The sequence below is a fragment of the Acidovorax sp. SUPP2825 genome, assembly GCF_030158995.1.
GTDB lineage: Bacteria > Pseudomonadota > Gammaproteobacteria > Burkholderiales > Burkholderiaceae_C > Paracidovorax.
Genome location: NZ_BQXK01000002.1, coordinates 368,696 through 388,362, shown reverse-complemented (window position 1 = coordinate 388,362; position 19,667 = coordinate 368,696). Strand labels below are relative to the sequence as shown.

16 protein-coding genes are annotated in these 19,667 nt (G+C 69.6%); 13 read left to right on the top strand and 3 right to left on the bottom strand.

The genetic code is table 11. The features are described 5' to 3' along the window. Positions 1-44 precede the first annotated feature (44 nt). Positions 45-665, bottom strand: a complete 621-nt coding sequence (locus AVAK2825_RS04340; protein WP_284394670.1) for a TetR/AcrR family transcriptional regulator — start codon at positions 663-665, stop codon at positions 45-47. Between the two features lie 125 nt (positions 666-790). Here AVAK2825_RS04340 and AVAK2825_RS04335 point away from each other — a divergent pair, with 125 nt between their 5' ends. From AVAK2825_RS04335 to AVAK2825_RS04320, 4 genes are read left to right on the top strand one after another with little or no spacing between them, the layout of a single operon-like run. Continuing rightward, on the top strand, positions 791-1,999 hold the full coding sequence (locus tag AVAK2825_RS04335) for an efflux RND transporter periplasmic adaptor subunit (protein ID WP_284394669.1): 1,209 nt from the start codon (positions 791-793) through the stop codon (positions 1,997-1,999). Positions 2,000-2,017: 18 nt separating this feature from the next. Then, positions 2,018-5,185, top strand: coding sequence for an efflux RND transporter permease subunit (locus tag AVAK2825_RS04330; RefSeq protein WP_284394668.1), 3,168 nt, complete (start codon positions 2,018-2,020; stop codon positions 5,183-5,185). Position 5,186: 1 nt separating this feature from the next. Further along, the gene (gene adeC / locus AVAK2825_RS04325) at positions 5,187-6,641 is read left to right on the top strand and encodes an AdeC/AdeK/OprM family multidrug efflux complex outer membrane factor (RefSeq protein ID WP_284394667.1); all 1,455 of its coding nucleotides are present in this window, start codon (positions 5,187-5,189) and stop codon (positions 6,639-6,641) included. A 40-nt stretch (positions 6,642-6,681) separates the two neighbouring features. Then, positions 6,682-7,329 (top strand): TetR family transcriptional regulator, encoded by a 648-nt coding sequence (locus AVAK2825_RS04320; RefSeq protein ID WP_284394666.1) that lies wholly within the window; start codon positions 6,682-6,684, stop codon positions 7,327-7,329. A gap of 7 nt (positions 7,330-7,336) precedes the next feature. Here the strand turns inward: AVAK2825_RS04320 and AVAK2825_RS04315 are convergent, their stop codons facing one another. Further along, positions 7,337-8,257 (bottom strand): LysR family transcriptional regulator, encoded by a 921-nt coding sequence (locus AVAK2825_RS04315; RefSeq protein WP_284394665.1) that lies wholly within the window; start codon positions 8,255-8,257, stop codon positions 7,337-7,339. Between the two features lie 106 nt (positions 8,258-8,363). Here AVAK2825_RS04315 and AVAK2825_RS04310 point away from each other — a divergent pair, with 106 nt between their 5' ends. Beyond that, positions 8,364-9,170, top strand: a complete 807-nt coding sequence (locus AVAK2825_RS04310) for an SDR family NAD(P)-dependent oxidoreductase (protein ID WP_284394664.1) — start codon at positions 8,364-8,366, stop codon at positions 9,168-9,170. An 8-nt stretch (positions 9,171-9,178) separates the two neighbouring features. Here the strand turns inward: AVAK2825_RS04310 and AVAK2825_RS04305 are convergent, their stop codons facing one another. Then, on the bottom strand, positions 9,179-10,720 hold the full coding sequence (locus AVAK2825_RS04305; RefSeq protein ID WP_284394663.1) for a YifB family Mg chelatase-like AAA ATPase: 1,542 nt from the start codon (positions 10,718-10,720) through the stop codon (positions 9,179-9,181). Positions 10,721-11,239: 519 nt separating this feature from the next. Here AVAK2825_RS04305 and AVAK2825_RS04300 point away from each other — a divergent pair. The 8 genes from AVAK2825_RS04300 to AVAK2825_RS04265 all read left to right on the top strand — a co-directional run bounded on the left by AVAK2825_RS04300 (position 11,240) and on the right by AVAK2825_RS04265 (position 19,650). Then, positions 11,240-11,902 (top strand): carbonic anhydrase, encoded by a 663-nt coding sequence (locus AVAK2825_RS04300; protein WP_284394662.1) that lies wholly within the window; start codon positions 11,240-11,242, stop codon positions 11,900-11,902. Between the two features lie 18 nt (positions 11,903-11,920). Next, a complete protein-coding gene (locus AVAK2825_RS04295) occupies positions 11,921-13,534 on the top strand; it encodes a SulP family inorganic anion transporter (protein WP_272565960.1) in 1,614 nt (537 codons plus the stop codon). Positions 13,535-13,832: 298 nt separating this feature from the next. After that, positions 13,833-14,561: a TorF family putative porin gene (locus tag AVAK2825_RS04290; RefSeq protein WP_272565959.1), complete on the top strand. Its 729-nt coding sequence runs from the start codon at positions 13,833-13,835 to the stop codon at positions 14,559-14,561. A gap of 42 nt (positions 14,562-14,603) precedes the next feature. Then, positions 14,604-14,942, top strand: a complete 339-nt coding sequence (gene glnK, locus AVAK2825_RS04285) for a P-II family nitrogen regulator (protein WP_092744562.1) — start codon at positions 14,604-14,606, stop codon at positions 14,940-14,942. A gap of 46 nt (positions 14,943-14,988) precedes the next feature. Further along, positions 14,989-16,422: an ammonium transporter gene (amt, locus tag AVAK2825_RS04280; RefSeq protein WP_284394661.1), complete on the top strand. Its 1,434-nt coding sequence runs from the start codon at positions 14,989-14,991 to the stop codon at positions 16,420-16,422. 210 nt (positions 16,423-16,632) lie between these two features. Beyond that, entirely contained in the window at positions 16,633-17,604 is a 972-nt protein-coding gene (locus AVAK2825_RS04275; protein WP_284394757.1) for an SMP-30/gluconolactonase/LRE family protein, read from the top strand. A gap of 113 nt (positions 17,605-17,717) precedes the next feature. Further along, positions 17,718-18,842 carry a glycolate oxidase subunit GlcE gene (gene glcE / locus AVAK2825_RS04270; protein WP_284394660.1) on the top strand — a complete coding sequence of 375 codons (1,125 nt, stop codon included), beginning with the start codon at positions 17,718-17,720 and terminating at the stop codon, positions 18,840-18,842. Positions 18,843-18,846: 4 nt separating this feature from the next. Then, a complete protein-coding gene (locus AVAK2825_RS04265) occupies positions 18,847-19,650 on the top strand; it encodes a YoaK family protein (RefSeq protein WP_284394659.1) in 804 nt (267 codons plus the stop codon). The last annotated feature ends 17 nt before the right edge of the window (positions 19,651-19,667 follow it).

The window sequence follows — 19,667 nt, the reverse complement described above, 5'->3', positions numbered from 1 at the left end:
CGGCGGGCGCCGGAGCGCTCCCGCGATCGGCGGTGCCGGGCGCTTCAGGCGCCGTCGGCCGGGTCCACCGCGTAGCCGCGCAAGAACACGTCGATGGCCCGGCCGATGGCCTGGCGCATCTTCACCTTGGACAGGTTGTCCTCCAGGCCGAAGAGGCGCGGCGTGGCCGTCTCCGACTCCATCAGGGCCATGAAGTGGCGCGCCGCGGTCAGGGGGTCGGCCTGCCGCAGCAGGCCTTTGCGCATTTGGGCTTCCAGGAACGAACCCAGGGCCTGAATGCCCTTGTGGGGGCCCAGTTCGAAGAAGCGCTTGCCGATGTCGCTGCGGCCCGATTCGGCGACGAAGGCGCGCTTGGCCTGGATGGCCGGCTCGCTGCAGATCACGGCCAGCATCTTCTCGGCGAAGGTCTTCAGCGCGGTTTCCAGCTCGCTCTCGTCCTGCTCGAGCGCGAGAAAGAACAGTTCGATGTGCTGCTTGGCCGCGCCGATGGCGACCTCCAGGAACAGCTCTTCCTTGGAACTGAAATACCCGTACAGCGTGGATTTGGAGCCCCCGACCCGGGCGGCGATCTCCGCCATCGACGCCCCCTCGAACCCCGACTCCGAAAAAACCTGGGAGGCAATTTCCACGATCGCGTCCCGCTTGGCTTCCGTCTTGACGCGCATCTACCGACTTCCGTTTTCTGTATTCATGCGTCCGAGTATTGATGGGCGAAGAATCGAAGTCAAATTTACTTTACCGTACAGTACGGTTTGTATATCATCGGCGCATTGTTCTTTGGAGATTGCCCATGCGACCCGTTCACCGCCCCTTGCTCACGCTGTCGGCCGCAGCTGCCATGGCCTGTCTGCTCGCCGCCTGCGGCAAGCCCCCGGGCGGCCCGCCGCCGCCGCAAGGCACGCCCATCGTGGGCGTGATGACCGTGCAGCCGCAGGCCGTGGCGCTGAGCACCGAATTGCCCGGCCGCACCGTGCCCTACCAGGTCGCCGACGTGCGGCCCCAGGTGGGCGGCATCGTGAAGGCACGCAAGTTCCGCGAGGGCAGCGATGTGAAGGCCGGCGAGGCGCTCTACCAGATCGACCCCGCCACCTACCAGGCCACCTACGACAGCAACGTGGCCGCCCTGGCCAAGGCCCAGGCCAGCCTCAAGACCACCCGGCTCAAGGCCGACCGCTACAAGGAACTGGTGGCCATCCAGGCCGTGAGCCAGCAGGATTACGACGACGCGGCCGCATCGCTGGGCCAGGGCGAGGCCGACGTGGCATCGGCCCGGGCGAACGTGGAAACGAGCCGCATCAACCTGGCCTATGCGCGGGTCGATGCGCCCATCTCGGGCCGCATCGGCAAGTCGAGCGTCACGCCGGGCGCGCTGGTCACCGCCAGCCAGGCCACGGCGCTGGCGACCATCCAGCAACTGGACCCGATCTACGTGGACGTGACGCAGCCCAGCGCCGCGCTGCTGCGCCTCAAGCAGGCCCTGGCCCGCGGCGATCTGCAAAAGGCGGGAGCCAATGCCGCCAAGGTGCGGCTGATGCTGGAAGACGGCAGCGCCTACCCGCTGGAAGGCAAGCTGGAGTTCTCGGACGTCACCGTGGACCAGAGCACCGGCGCGATCACGCTGCGCGCCGTGTTCCCCAACCCGCGGGCCGATCTGCTGCCCGGCATGTACGTGCGCGCCGTGCTGCAGGAAGGCGTGAAGGAGCAGGGCCTGCTCGTGCCGCAGCAGGCCGTCACGCGTGACAGCACCGGCAAGCCGATGGCCTATGTGGTCGGCGCCGACAACAAGCTGCAGCGGCGGGCCCTGGAGACCGAGCGCACGGTGGGTGACCAGTGGCTGGTGCGCACCGGGCTGCAGGCCGGCGACCGGCTCGTGGTGGACGGACAGCAGCGGGCCGCGCCCGGCGCCCTGGTGAAGGCGCAGCCCTGGACACCCAAGGCCCCGGCCGCGCCCGTGGCACAGGCCACCGCCCCCGAGGGTGCCGCCAACCCCGCGAACTGACGCGCGCGAAAGAACCCCATGGCACGCTTTTTCATCGACCGCCCCATCTTCGCGTGGGTCCTGGCCATCATCGTGATGCTGGCCGGCGCCCTCTCGATCTTCACCCTGCCGATCGCGCAGTACCCCAGCATCGCGCCGCCCGCCGTGGCGATCACGGCCAACTACCCCGGCGCCTCCGCCAAGACGCTGGAGGACAGCGTCACCCAGGTCATCGAGCAGAAGATGAAGGGGCTGGACCGGCTCAGCTACATGGCCTCGACCAGCGAGTCGTCCGGCCAGGTCACCATCACGCTCACGTTCGACAACGGCACCGACCCCGATACCGCCCAGGTGCAGGTGCAGAACAAGCTGTCGCTGGCCACACCGCTGCTGCCGCAAGAGGTGCAGCAGCAGGGCGTCACGGTGACCAAGTCGGCCACCAACTTCCTGAACGTGCTGGCCTTCACCTCCGAAGACGGCAGCATGAACGGCTCCGACCTGTCGGACTACGTGGCCGCCAACGTGCAGGACGCGATCAGCCGCGTGGAAGGCGTGGGCGACACGACCCTGTTCGGTTCGCAGTACGCCATGCGGGTCTGGCTCGATCCGGACAAGCTGGCCAACTTCGGCCTCACGCCGCTCGACGTGAAGACCGCCATCCAGGCGCAGAACGCGCAGGTCTCGGCCGGCCAGCTGGGCGCGCTGCCCGCGGCCGGCAACCAGCAGATCAACGCCACCATCACCGCGCAGACGCGCATGAAGACGGCGCCGGAGTTCGAGGAGATCCTGCTGCGCACCTTGACCAACGGCTCGCAGGTGCGGCTGCGCGATGTGGCGCGCATCGAGCTGGGCAGCGAGAACTACAGCACCGTCGGCCGCTACAACGGCAAGCCGGCCGCCGGCCTGGCGATCAAGCTGGCCACCGGCGCCAATGCCCTCGACACGGTCCGCGCGATTGACGCGCGGGTGGACGAACTGCAGAAGTTCTTCCCTCCCGGCATGAAGGTGCAAAAGCCCTACGACACCACGCCGTTCGTGCGCATCTCCATTGAGGAGGTGGTGCGGACCCTGGTCGAGGCCGTGGTGCTGGTGTTCCTGGTGATGTACCTGTTCCTGCAGAACTTCCGCGCCACGCTGATCCCCACCATTGCGGTGCCCGTGGTGCTGCTGGGCACTTTCGGCGTGCTCGCGGCGTTCGGCTTCACGATCAACACGCTGACCATGTTCGCGATGGTGCTGGCCATCGGGCTGCTGGTGGACGATGCCATCGTGGTGGTGGAGAACGTCGAGCGGGTGATGACCGAGGAGGGACTGTCGCCCAAAGAGGCCACGCGCAAATCGATGGGCCAGATCACCGGAGCGCTCGTCGGCGTGGCCCTGGTGCTGGCCGCGGTGTTCGTGCCCATGGCGTTCTTCAGCGGCTCGACCGGGGTCATCTACCGCCAGTTTTCCATCACCATCGTCTCGGCGATGACGCTCTCGGTGCTGGTGGCGATGGTGCTGACGCCCGCCCTGTGCGCCACGCTGCTCAAGCCGGTGCCCAAGGGCCACGCCATGGCGACGACCGGCTTCTTCGGCGCGTTCAACCGTGCCTTTGATCGCGGCAACCGCGGCTACCAGGGCATCGTGCGGCACATGCTGGGCAAGGGTTGGCGCTACATGGTGCTGTATGCGGTGTTGCTGGCGGCGGTGGTGTTCGGCTTCATGAAGCTGCCCGCGGGCTTCCTGCCCGACGAGGACCAGGGCACGATGTTCGTGCTGGTGCAACTGCCGCCCGGTGCCGCCAACGCGCGCACCGAAGAGGTCATCCACCAGGTGGAGAAGCATTTCCTGGAGGACCAGAAGGATGCGGTGGCGGGTGTGTTCTCGGTGTCCGGCTTCAGCTTTGCCGGCAGCGGCCAGAACACGGGGTTCGCCTTCGTCAAGCTCAAGCCCTGGGACGAGCGCAAGGGCGAGGCGCTGAGCGTGTCGGGCGTTTCGCAAAAGGCCGGTGCGTTCTTCGCGACGATCCGCGATGCGCAGGTGTTCGCCTTCGCGCCGCCTGCCGTGTCCGAACTGGGCAACGCCACCGGGTTCGACCTGATGCTGCAGGACCGCGCCAACCTGGGCCATGCCGCGCTGATGCAGGCGCGCAACCAGCTGCTGGGCGAGCTGTCCAAGGACCCGCGCCTGGTGGCGGTGCGCCCCAACGGACTGGAGGACACGCCGGAGTTCCGCCTGGAGATCGATCCGCACAAGGCCGGGGCGCTGGGGCTGTCGATGGCCGACATCAACAACACGTTCTCGGCCGCCTGGGGCAGCAGCTACGTCAACGACTTCATCGACAAGGGGCGCGTGAAGAAGGTGATGCTGCAGGCCGACGCGCCGTTTCGCATGCTGCCGGAGGACATCGACCGCTGGTACGTGCGCAACAGCGCCGGCACGATGGTGCCCTTCACCTCGTTCGCCAAGGCCAGCTGGGCATCGGGTTCGCCGCGGCTGGAGCGCTACAACGGCGTGCCCTCCATGGAAATCCTGGGCATGGCGATGCCGGGCGCGGCATCGAGCGGCGAGGCGCTGGCGATCGTCGAGGCGGCGGTGGCCAAGCTGCCGCCCGGCATCGGCTTCGAGTGGACCGGGCTGTCGCGCCAGGAGAAAGCCTCGACCGGCCAGACCGGCCTGCTCTATGCGCTGTCGATCCTGATCGTGTTCCTGTGCCTGGCGGCGCTCTATGAAAGCTGGGCGATTCCGTTCTCGGTGATCCTCGTGGTGCCGCTGGGCGTGTTCGGCGCGCTGCTCGGGGCCATGCTGACCTGGAAGATGAACGACGTGTACTTCCAGGTGGGCCTGCTCACCACCATCGGGCTGGCTTCCAAGAACGCCATCCTGATCGTGGAGTTCGCCAAGGAGCTGTACGAGGGCGGCAAAGGCCTGGTCGAGTCGGCCATGGAGGCGGTGCGCATGCGCCTTCGCCCCATTCTGATGACATCGCTGGCGTTCATCCTGGGGGTGCTGCCGCTGGTGCTGGGCAGTGGCGCCGGGGCGGGCGCGCAGCATGCGCTGGGCACGGCCGTGATCGGCGGCATGCTGTCCGGAACCGTCCTCGCGATCTTCTTCGTGCCGCTGTTCTTCGTGCTGATCGTGGGTCTGTTCCGGCGCAAGCCGGCCGCCCCGAACGCCCAGGTCGCGCACGGTGCGCTGCCACACCCCGCTTCGGAAGGTGCCTGACATGTCCCGCTTCCTCTTCGCTCCCCTGGCCCTGGCCGCCGCATCCCTGGCTGGCTGCAGCCTGATGCCGGCCTATGTGCAGCCCGCCGCGCCCGTAGCCTCCACCTTCGCCGGCGATGCCGGCACGCCCGCCGCGGTGCCGGTGGCCGACATCGGCTGGCGCGACGTGTTCACCGACCCCTCGCTGCAGCGCGTGATCGAGATGGCCATCGCCAACAACCGCGACCTGCGCGTGGCGGCGCTCAACATCGAGCGGGCGCGTGCGCAGTACCGCGTGCAGGACGCGGCGCTGTTCCCGACCGTCAACGCCAGCGGTGGCGGCAGCGGCAGCCGCACGCCGGCAGACCTTTCCGGCGCGGGCCGGCCCGTGGTGGCCCACAGCTACAGCGCCACCGTGGGCTTCAGCGCCTACGAACTGGACCTGTTCGGCCGCGTGCGCAGCCTGAATGCGCAGGCACTGGAGCAGTTCTTCGCCACGGCGGAAGCCCGCCGCAGCACGCACATCAGCCTGGTGTCCGAAGTGGCGTCGGCCTACCTCACGCTGGCGGCCGACCAGGACCGGCTGCGCCTGGCGCAAGACACGCTCGCCAACCAGAGCAATGCCTTCGCGCTCAACCAGCGCAGCTTCGATCTGGGCGTGGCCTCGGCCCTCACGCTGCGGCAGGCGCAGACCAGCGTGGATTCGGCCCGGGTGGATGTGGAGCGTTACACCGCCCAGGTGGCGCAGGACCGCAATGCCCTGGTGCTGCTGGTGGGCGCCGAGGTGCCGCCCGAGTGGCTGCCGCAGGCCCTGCCCAGCGATGCCAGCGCCGCATCGAACCCGCTGGCCCAGGTTCCGCCCGGGCTGCCATCGGACCTGCTGCAGCGCCGCCCGGACATCCTGCAGGCCGAGCGCACCTTGCGGGCCGCCAACGCCAGCATCGGTGCGGCCCGCGCCGCCTTCTACCCGCGCATCAGCCTGACAGCGTCGGCCGGCACCTCCAGCGCGGACCTGTCGGGCTTGTTCAAGGGCGGCTCGGGCAGCTGGACGTTCGCGCCGCAGATCTCGCTGCCGATCTTCGACGGCGGCGCCAACCAGGCCAATCTGGACATCGCCCGGGCCGACCGCGACATCGACGTGGCCCAGTACGAGAAGGCGATCCAGACCGCGTTCCGCGAGGTGTCCGATGCGCTGGCCCAGCGCAGCACGCTGGGCCGCCAGCTGGAGGCCCAGCAGTCGCTGGTGGACGCCACGGCCGACAGCTACCGCCTGTCGGATGCGCGTTTCAAGCGTGGGGTGGACAGCTACCTGACCGTGCTGGACTCGCAGCGCTCGCTCTACACCGCGCAGCAGAACCTGATCGGCACGCGGCTGTCGCGCTACACCAACCTCGTCACGCTCTACAAGACGCTCGGCGGCGGGTGGGTGGAATCGACCGGAACACCGGTGGCCGCCGTCGGCACCGCGAAACCCTGATGCCGGCCGGGCACCTGACGGGGCCTGATCGCCTGCCACCGTGGCCAAGCACACCAAGACCGAAGCGGAGCTGACGCGGGCGCGCATCGTCAGCGCTGCGTTGCAGGCCTTCGCCCGGCATGGGGTGCAAGGCGCCGGGCTGGGCGAGGTGGCGCGGCAGGCGGGGGTGTCCCGCGGCGCGATCTACTGGCACTTCGCGGACAAGACCGCGCTGCTGCAGGAGCTGCTCGGCGGGCTGCGGTGGCCGCTGGACATCGGTGCCCGCCTCGATGCTTACCAGATCGCGGCGCAGCCCCTGTCGCTGCTGCACCGCTGCCTGGCCCACCAGATCGGCGAGTGCCGTGAAGACCCGGTGCAATGGCCGCTGGTGCAATGGATGCTGCGCGAAGCCGGTCAGGCAGAGGGGTGGGAGGGCCTGGGACCGCGCGCGGCGGTGGCCCAGGCGGCGGCCGTTCGCCACCTGGAGTCTGCGCTGGCCGTGGCGGCACGCCGGGGCCACCTGCGCGAGGGGCTGGAGCCGGCCCTGGCGGCGCGCTGTCTGCATGCCGTCGGACGCAGCGTGCTGGCCGAGCCGGTGGAGGAGACCGATCCGGTCGGGTACCGGCGGCATGTGGACGCCTGCCTTGGGTTCCTGATGGACGGCATGGCGCCGGGCAGGCCGCGCGCGCCGCTGGCCCCCAGCCCCTGATGCGGGTTCAGGCGAACGCATCAATGCGCGCCACGTGCGCCTCGATCACCTGCGCCATCCAGTCCATCACCACGCGCACGCGGCGGGGCAGGTGGCGGCGATGGGCATAGAGCAGGGTCAAGGCCATGGGCGGGGCCGGGTGGTCGGGCAGCACCTGCACCAGCGTGCCGCGCTCCAGGTGCGCATGCACCCCGATCAGCGGCGCCTGCACGATGCCCAGCCCCGCCAGGCAGGCGGCCTGGTACGCCTCGGCCCCGTTGACGGTGATGGGGCCAGCCATCGTCTGGCGCACGGTTTCGCCCTCATGCAGGTACTCGAACCCGCCGGACTTGGCGCCCAGCGTGGTCACGTAGTGGATCAGGTGGTGGTGCGCCAGGTCCTGCACGGATTGCGGCTGCCCGGCCCGCGCCACATAGCCCGGGCTGGCGCAATTGACCATGCGCAACTGCCCGAGCGGCCGCGCCACCAGGCCCGGCTCCGACACCGTGCCCACGCGCACCACGCAATCGAAGCCCTCGCGCACCAGGTCCACGCGGCGGTCGGTGCTGCTGATCTCGATCTCCAGGCGCGGGTGGCGCTGCAGCAGTTCGGGCAATTGCGGCAGGATCACGCGGCGCGCGATGCCGGTGGACATGTCGATGCGCACCCGCCCCCGCAGCGCTTCGCCCCCGGGCTGCTGGAACATGGACTGCAGCTCGTCCACATCGGCCAGCAGGTCCTTGCAGCGCTCGTAGTAGGCCTGGCCGTCCTGCGTGAGCTGCACCCGCCGCGTGGTCCGGTGCAGCAGCCGGGTACCGAGCTGGCTTTCGAGCTGCTGAACGGCCACCGACGCGCCGGCTTTCGGGATGCCGAGCGCATCGGCGGCCTGGGTGAAGCTGGACAGCTCCGCCACGCGGACGAACACCAGCATGCGGTCGAGGGGGTTCATTGTCTTTCTGGAGTGAACAAACTGATCAATTTTTGCCGATTTATGGGAGGACGTCTGCTCAATAGACTGCCAGGCATTCCGTTGCCATCCCATTGAAAGGCCTGCCATGACCGCTTCTCTTCCCTTCCCATCCTCCACCGCGTCCTCGCCGGAAACCGGTGCGCCCGTCGCCTTGGTCACCGGCGGCAGCCGCGGCCTGGGCCGCAATGCCGCGCTGCACATCGCCCGACAGGGCATCGACGTGATCCTGACCTACCGCAGCCAGGCGGCCGAAGCCCAGGCCACCGTGGCCGAGATCGAACGCCTGGGTCGGCGCGCTGTGGCCCTGCCGCTCGACGTCTCGCAGAGCGCCGGCTTCGCCGCGTTCGCGGCCCAGGTGCGCGAGGTGTTGTCCAGCCGCTGGCAACGCGAGCGCTTCGACTTCCTGGTGAACAACGCGGGCATCGGCATCCATGCCGGCTTCATGGAGACGACCGAGGCGCAGTTCGACCAGCTCGTCGACATCCATTTCAAGGGCGTGTTCTTCCTCACGCAAAAGTTGTTGCCGCTCATGAACGACGGGGGGCGCATCGTCAACGTGTCCACCGGCCTGGCCCGCTTCGCGCTGCCGGGGTTCGCGGCCTATGCGGCCATGAAGGGCGCCGTGGAAGTGCTGACCCGCTATCTGGCCAAGGAACTCGGCCCGCGCGGCATCGCCGTGAACGTGGTCGCCCCGGGTGCCATCGAGACGGACTTCGGCGGCGGTGCGGTGCGCGACAACGCGCAGATGAACGCCTTCATCGCGTCCCAGACCGCGCTGGGCCGGGTGGGCCAGCCGGACGACATCGGCGGCGTGATCGCCTCGCTGCTGCTGCCCGGCAGCCGCTGGGTCAACGCGCAGCGCATCGAGGCGTCCGGCGGCATGTTCCTGTAACCCTCAGGTCACGCCGCGCTGCGGTGCAGCACCCGCCGGTACTGCACGGCCTCGGCCACGTGCGCCGGGGCGATGGCCGCGCTGCCGGCCAAGTCCGCGATCGTGCGGGCCACCTTCAGCGCGCGGTGCGTGCTGCGCGCCGACCAGGCCAGCCGGGTCGCGGCGGCCTGCAGAAAGCGCGCGGCCGGGTCGTCCAGCGCCAGGTGGGTGTCGATCTGCTGGCCCTGCAGGGCCTGGTTGGGCAGGCCCTGGCGGTCGATGGCCCGTTGCCGGGCCTGCACCACGCGCTCGCGCACCGCCGCCGTGGCCTCGCCGGGCGGGGCCTGCAGCAACTCGCCCGGGGGCAGCGCGGGCACTTCCACATGCAGATCGATGCGGTCCAGCAGCGGGCCGCTGAGCTTGCCCTGGTAGCGTGCCACCTGGTCGGGCGTGCAGCGGCAGGTGCGCTGGCCGGAGCCGAGAAAACCGCAAGGGCAGGGATTCATCGCGGCCACCAGCTGGAAGCGGGCAGGGTATTCGGCCCGCTGTGCCGCACGGGCGATGGTGATGCGGCCCGTCTCCAGCGGCTCGCGGAGGGCTTCGAGCGCGCTGCGGGCGTATTCCGGAAATTCATCGAGAAAAAGGACGCCATGGTGGGCGAGCGAGATCTCGCCGGGCCGTGGGGGTGAGCCGCCGCCGACCAGTGCAATCGCGCTGCAGGTGTGGTGCGGAGCGCTCGTATTTCTGTTGCCCCATCTTTCCGGGCCGAAGCGTCCTGCCAGACTGGCGATGGCAGCGCTCTCCAGCGCCTCGTCCACCGTCATCGGAGGCAGCAGCCCGGCAAAGCGGTGCGCCAGCATCGATTTGCCCGACCCCGGCGGGCCGACCAGCAGCAGACCGTGGCCGCCTGCGGCGGCGATCTCCAGCGCCCGCTTGGCGGCGGCCTGGCCCTTCACGTCGGCCAGATCCGCCGGCGGCGCCGCCGATTGCAGCGGCGACGCCTGCAGCCGCACGAACCCCTCGCCGGCCGGCTCGGCGGGCGCATGGGCGGAGACGGGCAGAAAGTGCTGCACCACGTCGAGCAGGTGGCGCGCCCGGTACACCTCGGTGCCGGGCACCAGGGCGGCTTCCTCCGCGCTGCCGGGCGGCAGCACCATGCGCACGGCCACGCCGGCCGAACGCAGGGCCAGGCTGGTGGCGAGCGCGCCGCGCACGGGGCGCAGCTCGCCGGACAGCGACAACTCCCCCGCGAATTCATGGCCCGCCAGGCGTGCGCTGTCGATCTGCCCGCTGGCCGCCAGAATCCCCAGTGCAATCGGCAAGTCGAACCGACCGGAGTCCTTGGGCAGATCGGCCGGCGCGAGATTGACCGTGATTTTCTGGTTGTGCGGAAACTCCAGCCCGGCATTCTGCAGTGCCGAGCGCACGCGTTCCCGCGCCTCCTTCACTTCCACATCCGCCAGACCGACCAGCGTGAAGCTGGGCAATCCGTTGGCCAGATGCACTTCGACCGTCACGCACGGGGCCTGCAGTCCCAGCAATGCCCGGCTCTGCACCAAAGCAAGACCCATGGTTGATTTTCTCCCTCGTTGGAAAGCCGGCTGTTCGCCAGCGCCTGAATTTCGAAGGGCGAGGATATCGGCAATCGCGGTCCTCCCGGCACGGCAGCGGTTGAGAACCAGTGCAGAGGGCGCCCAGGCTGGCCGCGCCGGGGCGCGGGATCGCGCCATCGGTCGGCCTCCGCGCGCCGCCGTTGCGGTCCTGTTTTGAATGCCTTCGTTTGCCGGGGTTAATCAGGACCGTCAAAGCCGGGGATTAATGCCATGAAAAAGGCCGGACCCGAAAAGATAAACGGCGGTTTAATAATGTACGACTCCGTACTATATTCGCTGTGAATATTATTTTCACTCGATGGGTTAAATAAAATTTCCTTATGTTGCGAGGGAAAAAAGCATGGCCCCAGGGCCATTGATCGAATCACACGCAAGCAAATGAAACATAAAAACCCCATATTAAAAATGGCGGTGGTTTTTGATCTAGCCTAATACCGTGCTGCACTGCAACATCGAATCAACAACACGGAGGTTTCCATGGACCTGACCACGCGACTCATGCTTCAAAACCGTGCCTGGGCTGACGAAATGACGTCACGCGACCCGGCATTTTTCGAAAACCTGGTGGCCGGCCAGCAGCCGCGCGTCTTCTGGATCGGGTGCGCCGACAGCCGCGTGCCCGCCGAGAGCATCACCAATGCCCTGCCGGGCGAGCTGTTCGTGCACCGCAGCGTGGCGAACCTGGTCCGTCCGGACGATCCCAACATCATGAGCGCGCTGCAATACGCCCTCGACGTGCTCCAGGTGCGGTACGTGATCGTCTGCGGCCACGAGGGGTGCGGCGGCGTCCGGGCCGCCCTGATGCCGGCCGACAGCGCGGTGCCGGCGCGGGGCGACTACCTGGCCGAGCACCTTCGCCCGCTGCGGGCCCTGTACCGCCGCCGCGCGGGCGAGATCGACGGCCAGACCGTCCCCGACCCGGACGATGCCGATGAAGTTGCCGCCCGGGTGGGCCGTTTCGTCGAGCTGAACGTGGCCGATCAGGTGCACACGCTGGCGGCCACGCCGCAGGTGCAGCGGGCCTGGCAGCGGGGGCAGCCCCTGCAGTTGCTGGGCTGGGTCTACGCCTTGCGGGACGGGCGCCTGCGCCAGGTGCTGGACCTCGATGCCAGCAGCATCCAGCTGGCCGCGGCGGCCTGACGCGAAGGAGTGCCCACCATGCAAACCACCCTTCGCAACCCGGGCGGCGCGTCGGCCGCCGGTCTTCTGTCCCACTGGCGCAGCGACGTGCCGGCGGGCGTTGTCGTCTTCCTCGTGGCCTTGCCCTTGTGCCTGGGCATCGCACTGGCCAGCGGCGTGCCGCTGATGGCGGGGCTCGTCTCCGGCATCGTGGGCGGGCTGGTCGTGGCCTGGCTGTCGGGCTCCCAGCTCAGCGTGAGCGGGCCGGCGGCCGGTCTGGTCGTGATCGTCGTCGATGCGATCGCCAAGCTGGGGAGCTTCGAGGCGTTCCTCGTCGCCGTGATGGTGGCGGGCGCGCTGCAGTGGCTGTTCGGCCGCCTGCAGGCCGGCGACCTGGGCGCTTGCTTTCCCTCGCCGGTCATCAAGGGCATGCTGGCCGCGATCGGGCTGATCCTCATCCTCAAGCAGCTTCCGGTGGCGTTCGGCTTCGTATCGGGCGAGCAGGCCATGCGCCTGGTGCCCCGCACGATCGACGGTTTCGACGACCTGGGCCGGCTGGTCGGCGCCGTCACCGGCAGTGCGGTGATCATCGCCGCCGGTGCGCTGGCCATCCTGTTCGCCTGGGACTCCCCCTGGGCCAAGCGCCTGCCGCTGATCGGCCGGCTGCCCGGGCCGCTGCTGGCGGTGCTCTGGGGCATCGGGTACCAGGCCGTGGCCATGGCCACCGAGCCGTCCGTCGCGCTGCCCGACCACCAGCGCGTGGCCCTGCCCGAAGGCGACGGCCTGGCCGCGCTGTGGTCTCAGCTCGCCTCGCCCGACTGGTCGGCGCTGGCGCGGCCGGAGGTCTACACCATCGCCTTCACCCTCGCCGTCGTGGCCAGCCTGGAAACCCTGCTGAGCCTGGAGGCGGCCGACCGGCTCGATCCCCTCAAGCGCGTGGCGCCGCCCAACCGGGAGTTGCAGGCGCAAGGGGTGGGCAACATGCTGGCCGGCCTGCTGGGGGGGCTGCCGATCACGGCGGTGATCGTGCGCACCTCGGCCAATATCCAGTCCGGTGCGCGCACCCGGCTGTCGGCGGTGTTCCATGGAGTGCTGCTGCTGGCGAGCGTGCTGTTCCTGTCGGAGTTCCTGCAGTGGGTGCCGCTGGCCGCGCTGGCCGCCGTGCTGCTGCACACCGGCTTCAAGCTGGCCAAGCCGGCCATGATCGCGGCGGTCTGGCGCGAGGGCTGGTCGGCGTTCGTGCCGTTCGCGGTGACGGTGGGCGCGATCCTGGCGACCGACCTGCTCATCGGCATCCTCATCGGGCTGGCCTGCAGCATGCTTTTCCTGATCCAGGCGAACACGCGCGGCGCGCTGACGATGATCTCCGAGGGCAATGTCCACCTGATCCGGCTCAGCAAGGATGTCTCGTTCTTCAGCAAGGCCACGCTGCGCAACCACCTGAACCGGGTGGAGCCGGGGCATTCGCTGGTCATCGACGGCTGCAACTGCGGCTTCATGGACCGCGACATCCGCGAAGCGCTGGATGATTTCATGGCCCATGCGCAGGAGCGCGGCATCCAGGTCGAACTGCGCTCCATGCCGCAGGCGGCGCCCCCCGCCCCGCCGGACGAGCCTCCGGCGCAGTGGCTCAAGGCCCGTTCGGCGCGCTGACGGCGGGAGCGCTTCCTCCAAAAAAACAGCGCGGTCGGCCCGGCCGGGCGGCGGGATGCACCAACGCAGTGCGTCCCGCCGCCCTGTCCCCATGGCGGTGCATGGACGGACTGTTGCGGCGAATCATGGCCTTGGCAGCACTGCAATGGTGCAAAAAGTAACGCGGGCGCATAGCATGTAACCACTTTCGGCATACCTGCCAGGCCGGCGCCCAGGCCCGGACGGCAAAGTGCGAGGGAGATGGCACGGTCCATGCTTGGAGCGTGGACATCCCTAATCAGCCACCCCCGGAGGAACCATGTCCCGTGTATCCATGAAGTCCTTGAGCGTCGCCCTCGTTGCCGCCCTGCCTCTGCTGGCCAGCGCACAACTGACGGGCAACGTCAGCCTGACCACCAACTACAAGTTCCGTGGCCAGGACCAGGACGCCAGCCGGGTCAAGGCCGTCAAGCCCGCCATCCAGGGCGGCTTCGACTACAGCTTCGGCGACAGCGGCTGGTATCTGGGCAACTGGAACTCCAGCGTGGACTGGCTGCCGGGCAATTCCATCGAGATGGATTTCTACGGCGGCTACAAATTCAAGGCCGGCGACGTGGACCTGGACCTGGGCGCGCTGACCTATGCGTACCCCGGCAATTCCGTCGGCAACACCACCGAACTCTACGGCGCGGCCACCTACGGCCCGCTGACGGCGAAGTACTCGCACACCATCTCCAAGGACTACTTCGGCTGGGCCTCCGCCAAGACGACCAGCAACAAGGGCCGCAACACCGGCTACCTGAACCTGGCCTATGCGCAGGAAGTGGCCCCCAAGACGACGCTGAAGGCGTCGGTCGGCTTCACGCGCTTCGCCAGCGACATCAAGGACCTGGGCGTGCCCAACTACATGGACTACAGCGTGGGCGGTGCCTATGACTTCGGTTCGGGCCTGTCCCTGTCGGCCGCCGTGGTGGGCGCCAACAAGAAGGCCTTCTTCGGCCCGGTCAACAAGTCGCGCCTGATCGTCGCGCTCACGAAAACCCTGTAAGACAACGGGCGCCGAGGGGTGCCTCCAATGGAGAAAAGCAACATGAAAATGGTGACAGCCATCATCAAACCCTTCAAGCTCGACGAGGTGCGCGAAGCCCTGTCGGACATCGGGGTCCAAGGGATTACGGTGACCGAGGTCAAGGGCTTCGGCCGCCAGAAGGGCCACACGGAGCTGTACCGCGGCGCCGAATACGTGGTGGACTTCCTCCCCAAGGTGAAGATCGAGGCGGCCGTGTCCGACGAGCTGGTGGACCGCGTCATCGAAGCCATCGAGGGGGCCGCGCGCACCGGCAAGATCGGCGACGGCAAAGTCTTCGTGTGCCACCTGGAGCAGGTCGTCCGCATCCGCACCGGCGAGACCGGCAAGGAAGCCCTGTAAGGCCCGGCCCCCCGCGCCTGTCACCAGACACCCAAGAGAAACTGCCATGAAAAAACTGCTTGCTTCCTTCCTGCTGGGGTTGAGCCTGATGGCCTCCGGCACCGCCGTGCTGGCCCAGACGCCCGCGGCATCCGAACCCGCATCGGCCACGGCGCCCGCCGCCGCTCCGGCCGCAGCCCCTGCGCCAGTGGCGGCCGCACCCGCACCGGCGGAAGCCGCCGCGGCCGCAGCGCCCGCCGCCGCCCCCACGCCCAAGCTCGATTCGGGCGACACGGCCTGGATGCTGACCTCCACGCTGCTCGTGATCCTCATGACCATCCCGGGCTTGGCCCTGTTCTACGGCGGCCTGGCCCGCTCCAAGAACATGCTGTCGGTGCTGGTGCAGGTGTTCGTGATCTTCTCGCTGATGAGCGTGCTGTGGGCCGTGTACGGCTACACCCTCACGTTCGGCGGCGAAGGCACGTTCTTCGGCGGCTTCGACAAGATCTTCCTCAAGGGCATCGCGCCGGACACGCTCTCGGGCGCGCTGCCGACCATCCCCGAGTACGTGTTCGTGGCCTTCCAGGGCACCTTCGCGGCCATCACCGTGGCGCTGATCGTGGGCTCGTTCGCCGAACGCATCAAGTTCTCCGCCGTGCTGATCTTCAGCGTGCTGTGGTTCACCTTCAGCTATATCCCCATGGCGCACATGGTGTGGGGCGGCGGCCTGCTGGGCAAGGACGGCGCGCTCGACTTCGCCGGCGGCACCGTGGTGCACATCAACGCCGGGATCGCCGGCCTGGTGGGCGCCTACATGGTGGGCAAGCGCATCGGCTTCGGCAAGGAAGCGCTCACGCCCCACAGCCTGACGCTGACGATGGTCGGTGCCTCTCTGCTGTGGGTGGGCTGGTTCGGCTTCAACGCCGGCTCCGCCGGTGCCGCCAACGGCGCTGCGGGCCTGGCCTTCATCAACACCGTTCTGGCCACGGCCGCCGCCACGCTGAGCTGGCTGGCCGGCGAGTCGCTGCACAAGGGCAAGGCCTCCATGCTGGGCGCCGCATCGGGTGCCGTGGCGGGCCTGGTGGCCGTCACGCCGGCCGCCGGTTTCGTCGGTCCCATGGGCTCCATCGTGCTCGGCCTGATCGCCGGCGTGGTCTGCCTCTGGGGCGTGGGTGGCCTCAAGAAGATGCTGGGCGCCGACGATGCGTTCGACGTGTTCGGCGTGCACGGCGTGGGCGGCATCATCGGTGCCATCCTGACCGGCGTGTTCGCATCGCAAGGCCTGGGCGGCACGGGTGGCCTGACCCCCGACACGTTCGCCATGGGTGCACAGGTCTGGATCCAGCTCAAGAGCGTGCTGATCACCATCGTGTGGTCCGGCGTCGTGGCTTTCATCGCCTACAAGATCGCCGACCTGCTGGTGGGCCTGCGCGTGCCGGAAGAAGCCGAGCGCGAAGGCCTGGACATCACTTCGCACGGCGAGACCGCCTACAACCGCTGACCGGCTGAGATCCCTGCCGCGGTGACTGGTGGCATCGCGGCGGTGCGACAACAAGCGAGATATTCCTCCTGGACATTGGGCCCGCCGCAAGGTGGGCCTTTTTTTTGGCCCGCGGCCACCGGCCGCGAATAATGGAAGCAGCAGACCGGCGCGCCAGCGGTGGCGTGCCCGGCCCCTTCCACCGCCTTCCCAGGAGACCCCCCCATGCCCATGGACTGGCGTCCCGCCACTTCCGAGCCCGACCAGTTGGGCGAATCGCCTTTCTGGCACCCTGTCGAATCGCGCCTGTACTGGGTGGACATCGCCGGCCGCGCGCTGTGCCGGCTGCACCCGGCCTCGGGCCGGGCCGAGCGCTGGGCCATGCCGTCCGAGCCCGGCTGCATCGCGCCCGCGCGCACCGGGGGCCAGCCCAGCGGCCTGGTGATCGCCCTGCGCGACACCCTCTACCGCGCCAAGGACTGGGGCGGCCCCCTGGTGCCGGTGGCCCGGCTGCCGATCGATCCGGCCACGCAGCGGGCCAACGACGGCAAGTGCGACGCGCTGGGCCGCTTCTGGGTGGGCACCATGCACGAGCCCGCCGCGGGCCCCCGCCAGCCGGTGGCCGCGCTGTACTGCGTGGACGGGCGCGGCGACGGGGCGCCCCGCGTGCGGCAGATGCTGGATGGGGTGGCCACGGCCAACGGCCTGGCCTGGTCCCCCGATGGCGGCACGCTGTACTGGGTCGATACCCCCTCGCACACCATCCGGGCCTGGGCATGCGATGCCTCGGGCGAGCCCGTGGGCGCGCCGCGCGTGCTGCATGCCTTCGCGCCCAAGCCCGATGGCTGGAAGCCCGGCCAGCCGGGCTACGGCGGCCGGCCCGACGGCGCGGCGGTGGATGCCGAGGGCCACTACTGGTGCGCCATGTACGAGGGCGGCCGCGTGCTGCGGCTGTCGCCCGGCGGCGAGATCGTGGCCGACCTCCCCGTGCCGGCGCAGTGCCCCACCATGCCCTGCCTGGGCGGCGACGGGCCTGAGGGTGCCACACTGTTCGTCACCTCGGCCCGCCAGGGGCGCCCGGCCGACGAACTGGCGCGCGAGCCGCATTCGGGCCACCTGATGGTCGCCGGCGAGCGCCTGCCGGTGGCTGGGCGGCCGGTGAACTGGTACGAAGAGGGACAGTTGCCCGCCGGCCTCGCCTGAGTGCCAGGGCCCGGCACCGGGACGGTGGATTCACGCCCGGCGTTCAAAAAATTCACGGCCGGCCGAGCCCCGCCGGCACCCGCTGGCGAAGGGGGGCCGGTACGATCCACGCCATGGACTCCGCCCTCCGCCAGATCATCGACCGCGTGCGCGACAGCGTCCAGCGCCAGGCCCCCGTGTGCATCCGCGGCGGCGGCACCAAGGACTTCCACGGCGGCGCCGTGCTGCAGGGCGAGCGCCTGGACACCACGGCCCTGTCGGGCATCGTGAACCACGAGCCGAGCGAGCTGGTCGCCACCGTGCGCGCCGGCACGCCGCTGGCCGAACTGGAGGCCGCGCTGGCGGCCCACGGCCAGTGCCTGCCCTTCGAGCCGCCGCATTTCGGCCCGGGCGCGACCGTGGGCGGCATGGTGGCCGCCGGCCTGTCGGGGCCCGCGCGCGCCAGCGTGGGCGCGGTGCGCGACTACGTGCTGGGGCTGGAGCTGGTCAACGGCCGGGCCGAGCTGCTGCGCTTCGGCGGCCAGGTGATGAAGAACGTGGCGGGCTACGACGTCTCGCGCCTCATGGTGGGCGCCTGGGGCACGCTGGGCGTGCTCACCGAGGTCAGCCTGAAGGTGCTGCCCGTGCCGCCGGCCGAGGCCACCCTGCGCTTCGATGCCAACCCGGCCGACGCGCTGCGCCGGCTGCAGGCCTGGGGCGGGCAGCCGCTGCCCCTGAACGCCAGCCGCTGGGAAGGCGGTCCCGGGGGCACGGGCACGCTGTGGGTACGGCTGCGCGGCGCCGTGGCCGCCGTCGAGGCCGCCTGCCGCAGCATGGGGGGCGAGCGCCTGGACACCGCTGCCGCGGCGCCCGCCTGGCAGGCCTGCCGCGAGCAGACCCTGCCGTGGTTCGCCGCCCGGGCCGAGCGGCCGGGCCTGGCCCTGTGGCGCCTGTCGGTGCCCGCCGCCGCGCCGATGCTGGCGCTGCCCGCCGGTGTGGCGGCGCCGCTGATCGAATGGCACGGCGCCCTGCGCTGGGTGCAGGCCCCGCCGGAAGCGGGCGCGGCGCTGCACGAGGCGGCGCAGGCCGTGGGCGGGAGTGCTTCTCTTTTTGTAGCAAACCAGGCAATCGGTACTAGGGCATCGGGCCATTTCGATCCGGTATTGCCCGGCACGCTGGCACAGATCCATGCCCGGCTGCAGCAGGCGTTCGATCCGGCGGGCATCTTCAACCCCGGCCGGATGGGCCCGGGGCGGTAGCGCCATGCGGCTGCTGCGGCACCTCACCGGCCGGCACCGGACCCCGTCCACCAACCGGCTGCTCGGCCTGCTGCTGGCCTTCAACGCCGGGGCGGTGAACGCGGGCGGCTTTCTGGTGGTGCACCGGTACACCTCGCACATGACGGGGTTCCTGTCGATGGTGGCCGACAACCTGGTGCTGGGCAACATGGCGCTGGTGCTGGGCGCGGTGGGCACGCTGTGGGCCTTCATGTCGGGCGCGGGCACCACGGCCATCCTGGTCAACTGGGCGCGCCACCACCGGCTGCGCAGCGGCTTCGCGCTGCCGCTGCTGCTGGAGGCCGTGCTGCTGCTGGTCTTCGGGCTGCTGGGCGCCATCACGCTGGAATGGCGCACGCCGTTTTCCGTGCCGCTCACCGTGCTGCTGCTGGCCTTTTTGATGGGGCTGCAGAACGCGGTGGTCACCAAGATGTCCTCGGCGCAGATCCGCACCACGCACATGACCGGCGTGGCGACCGACCTGGGCATCGAGATCGGCAAGATGCTGTACTGGAACCGCAACGGCACGCCCCCCGAGGCGCAGGTGCACGCCAACCAGGCGCGGCTGCGGCTGTTCGCCAGCCTGCTGGCCATGTTCACCGTGGGCGGCATCGTGGGCGCGGCCGGGTTCAAGCACGTGGGCTTCATCTGGGTCGTGCCGCTGGCCGCCATCCTGCTGGGCCTGTCGCTGCCGCCGCTGGCGGCCGATTTCGAACACCTGGCCCGGCTGTGGCGCGCCCGCCGCGCGCTGGCCCAGCGCGCGCCGCACGCCGAGCCCCCCGGCCCCTGACCACCCCACCGCCGAGA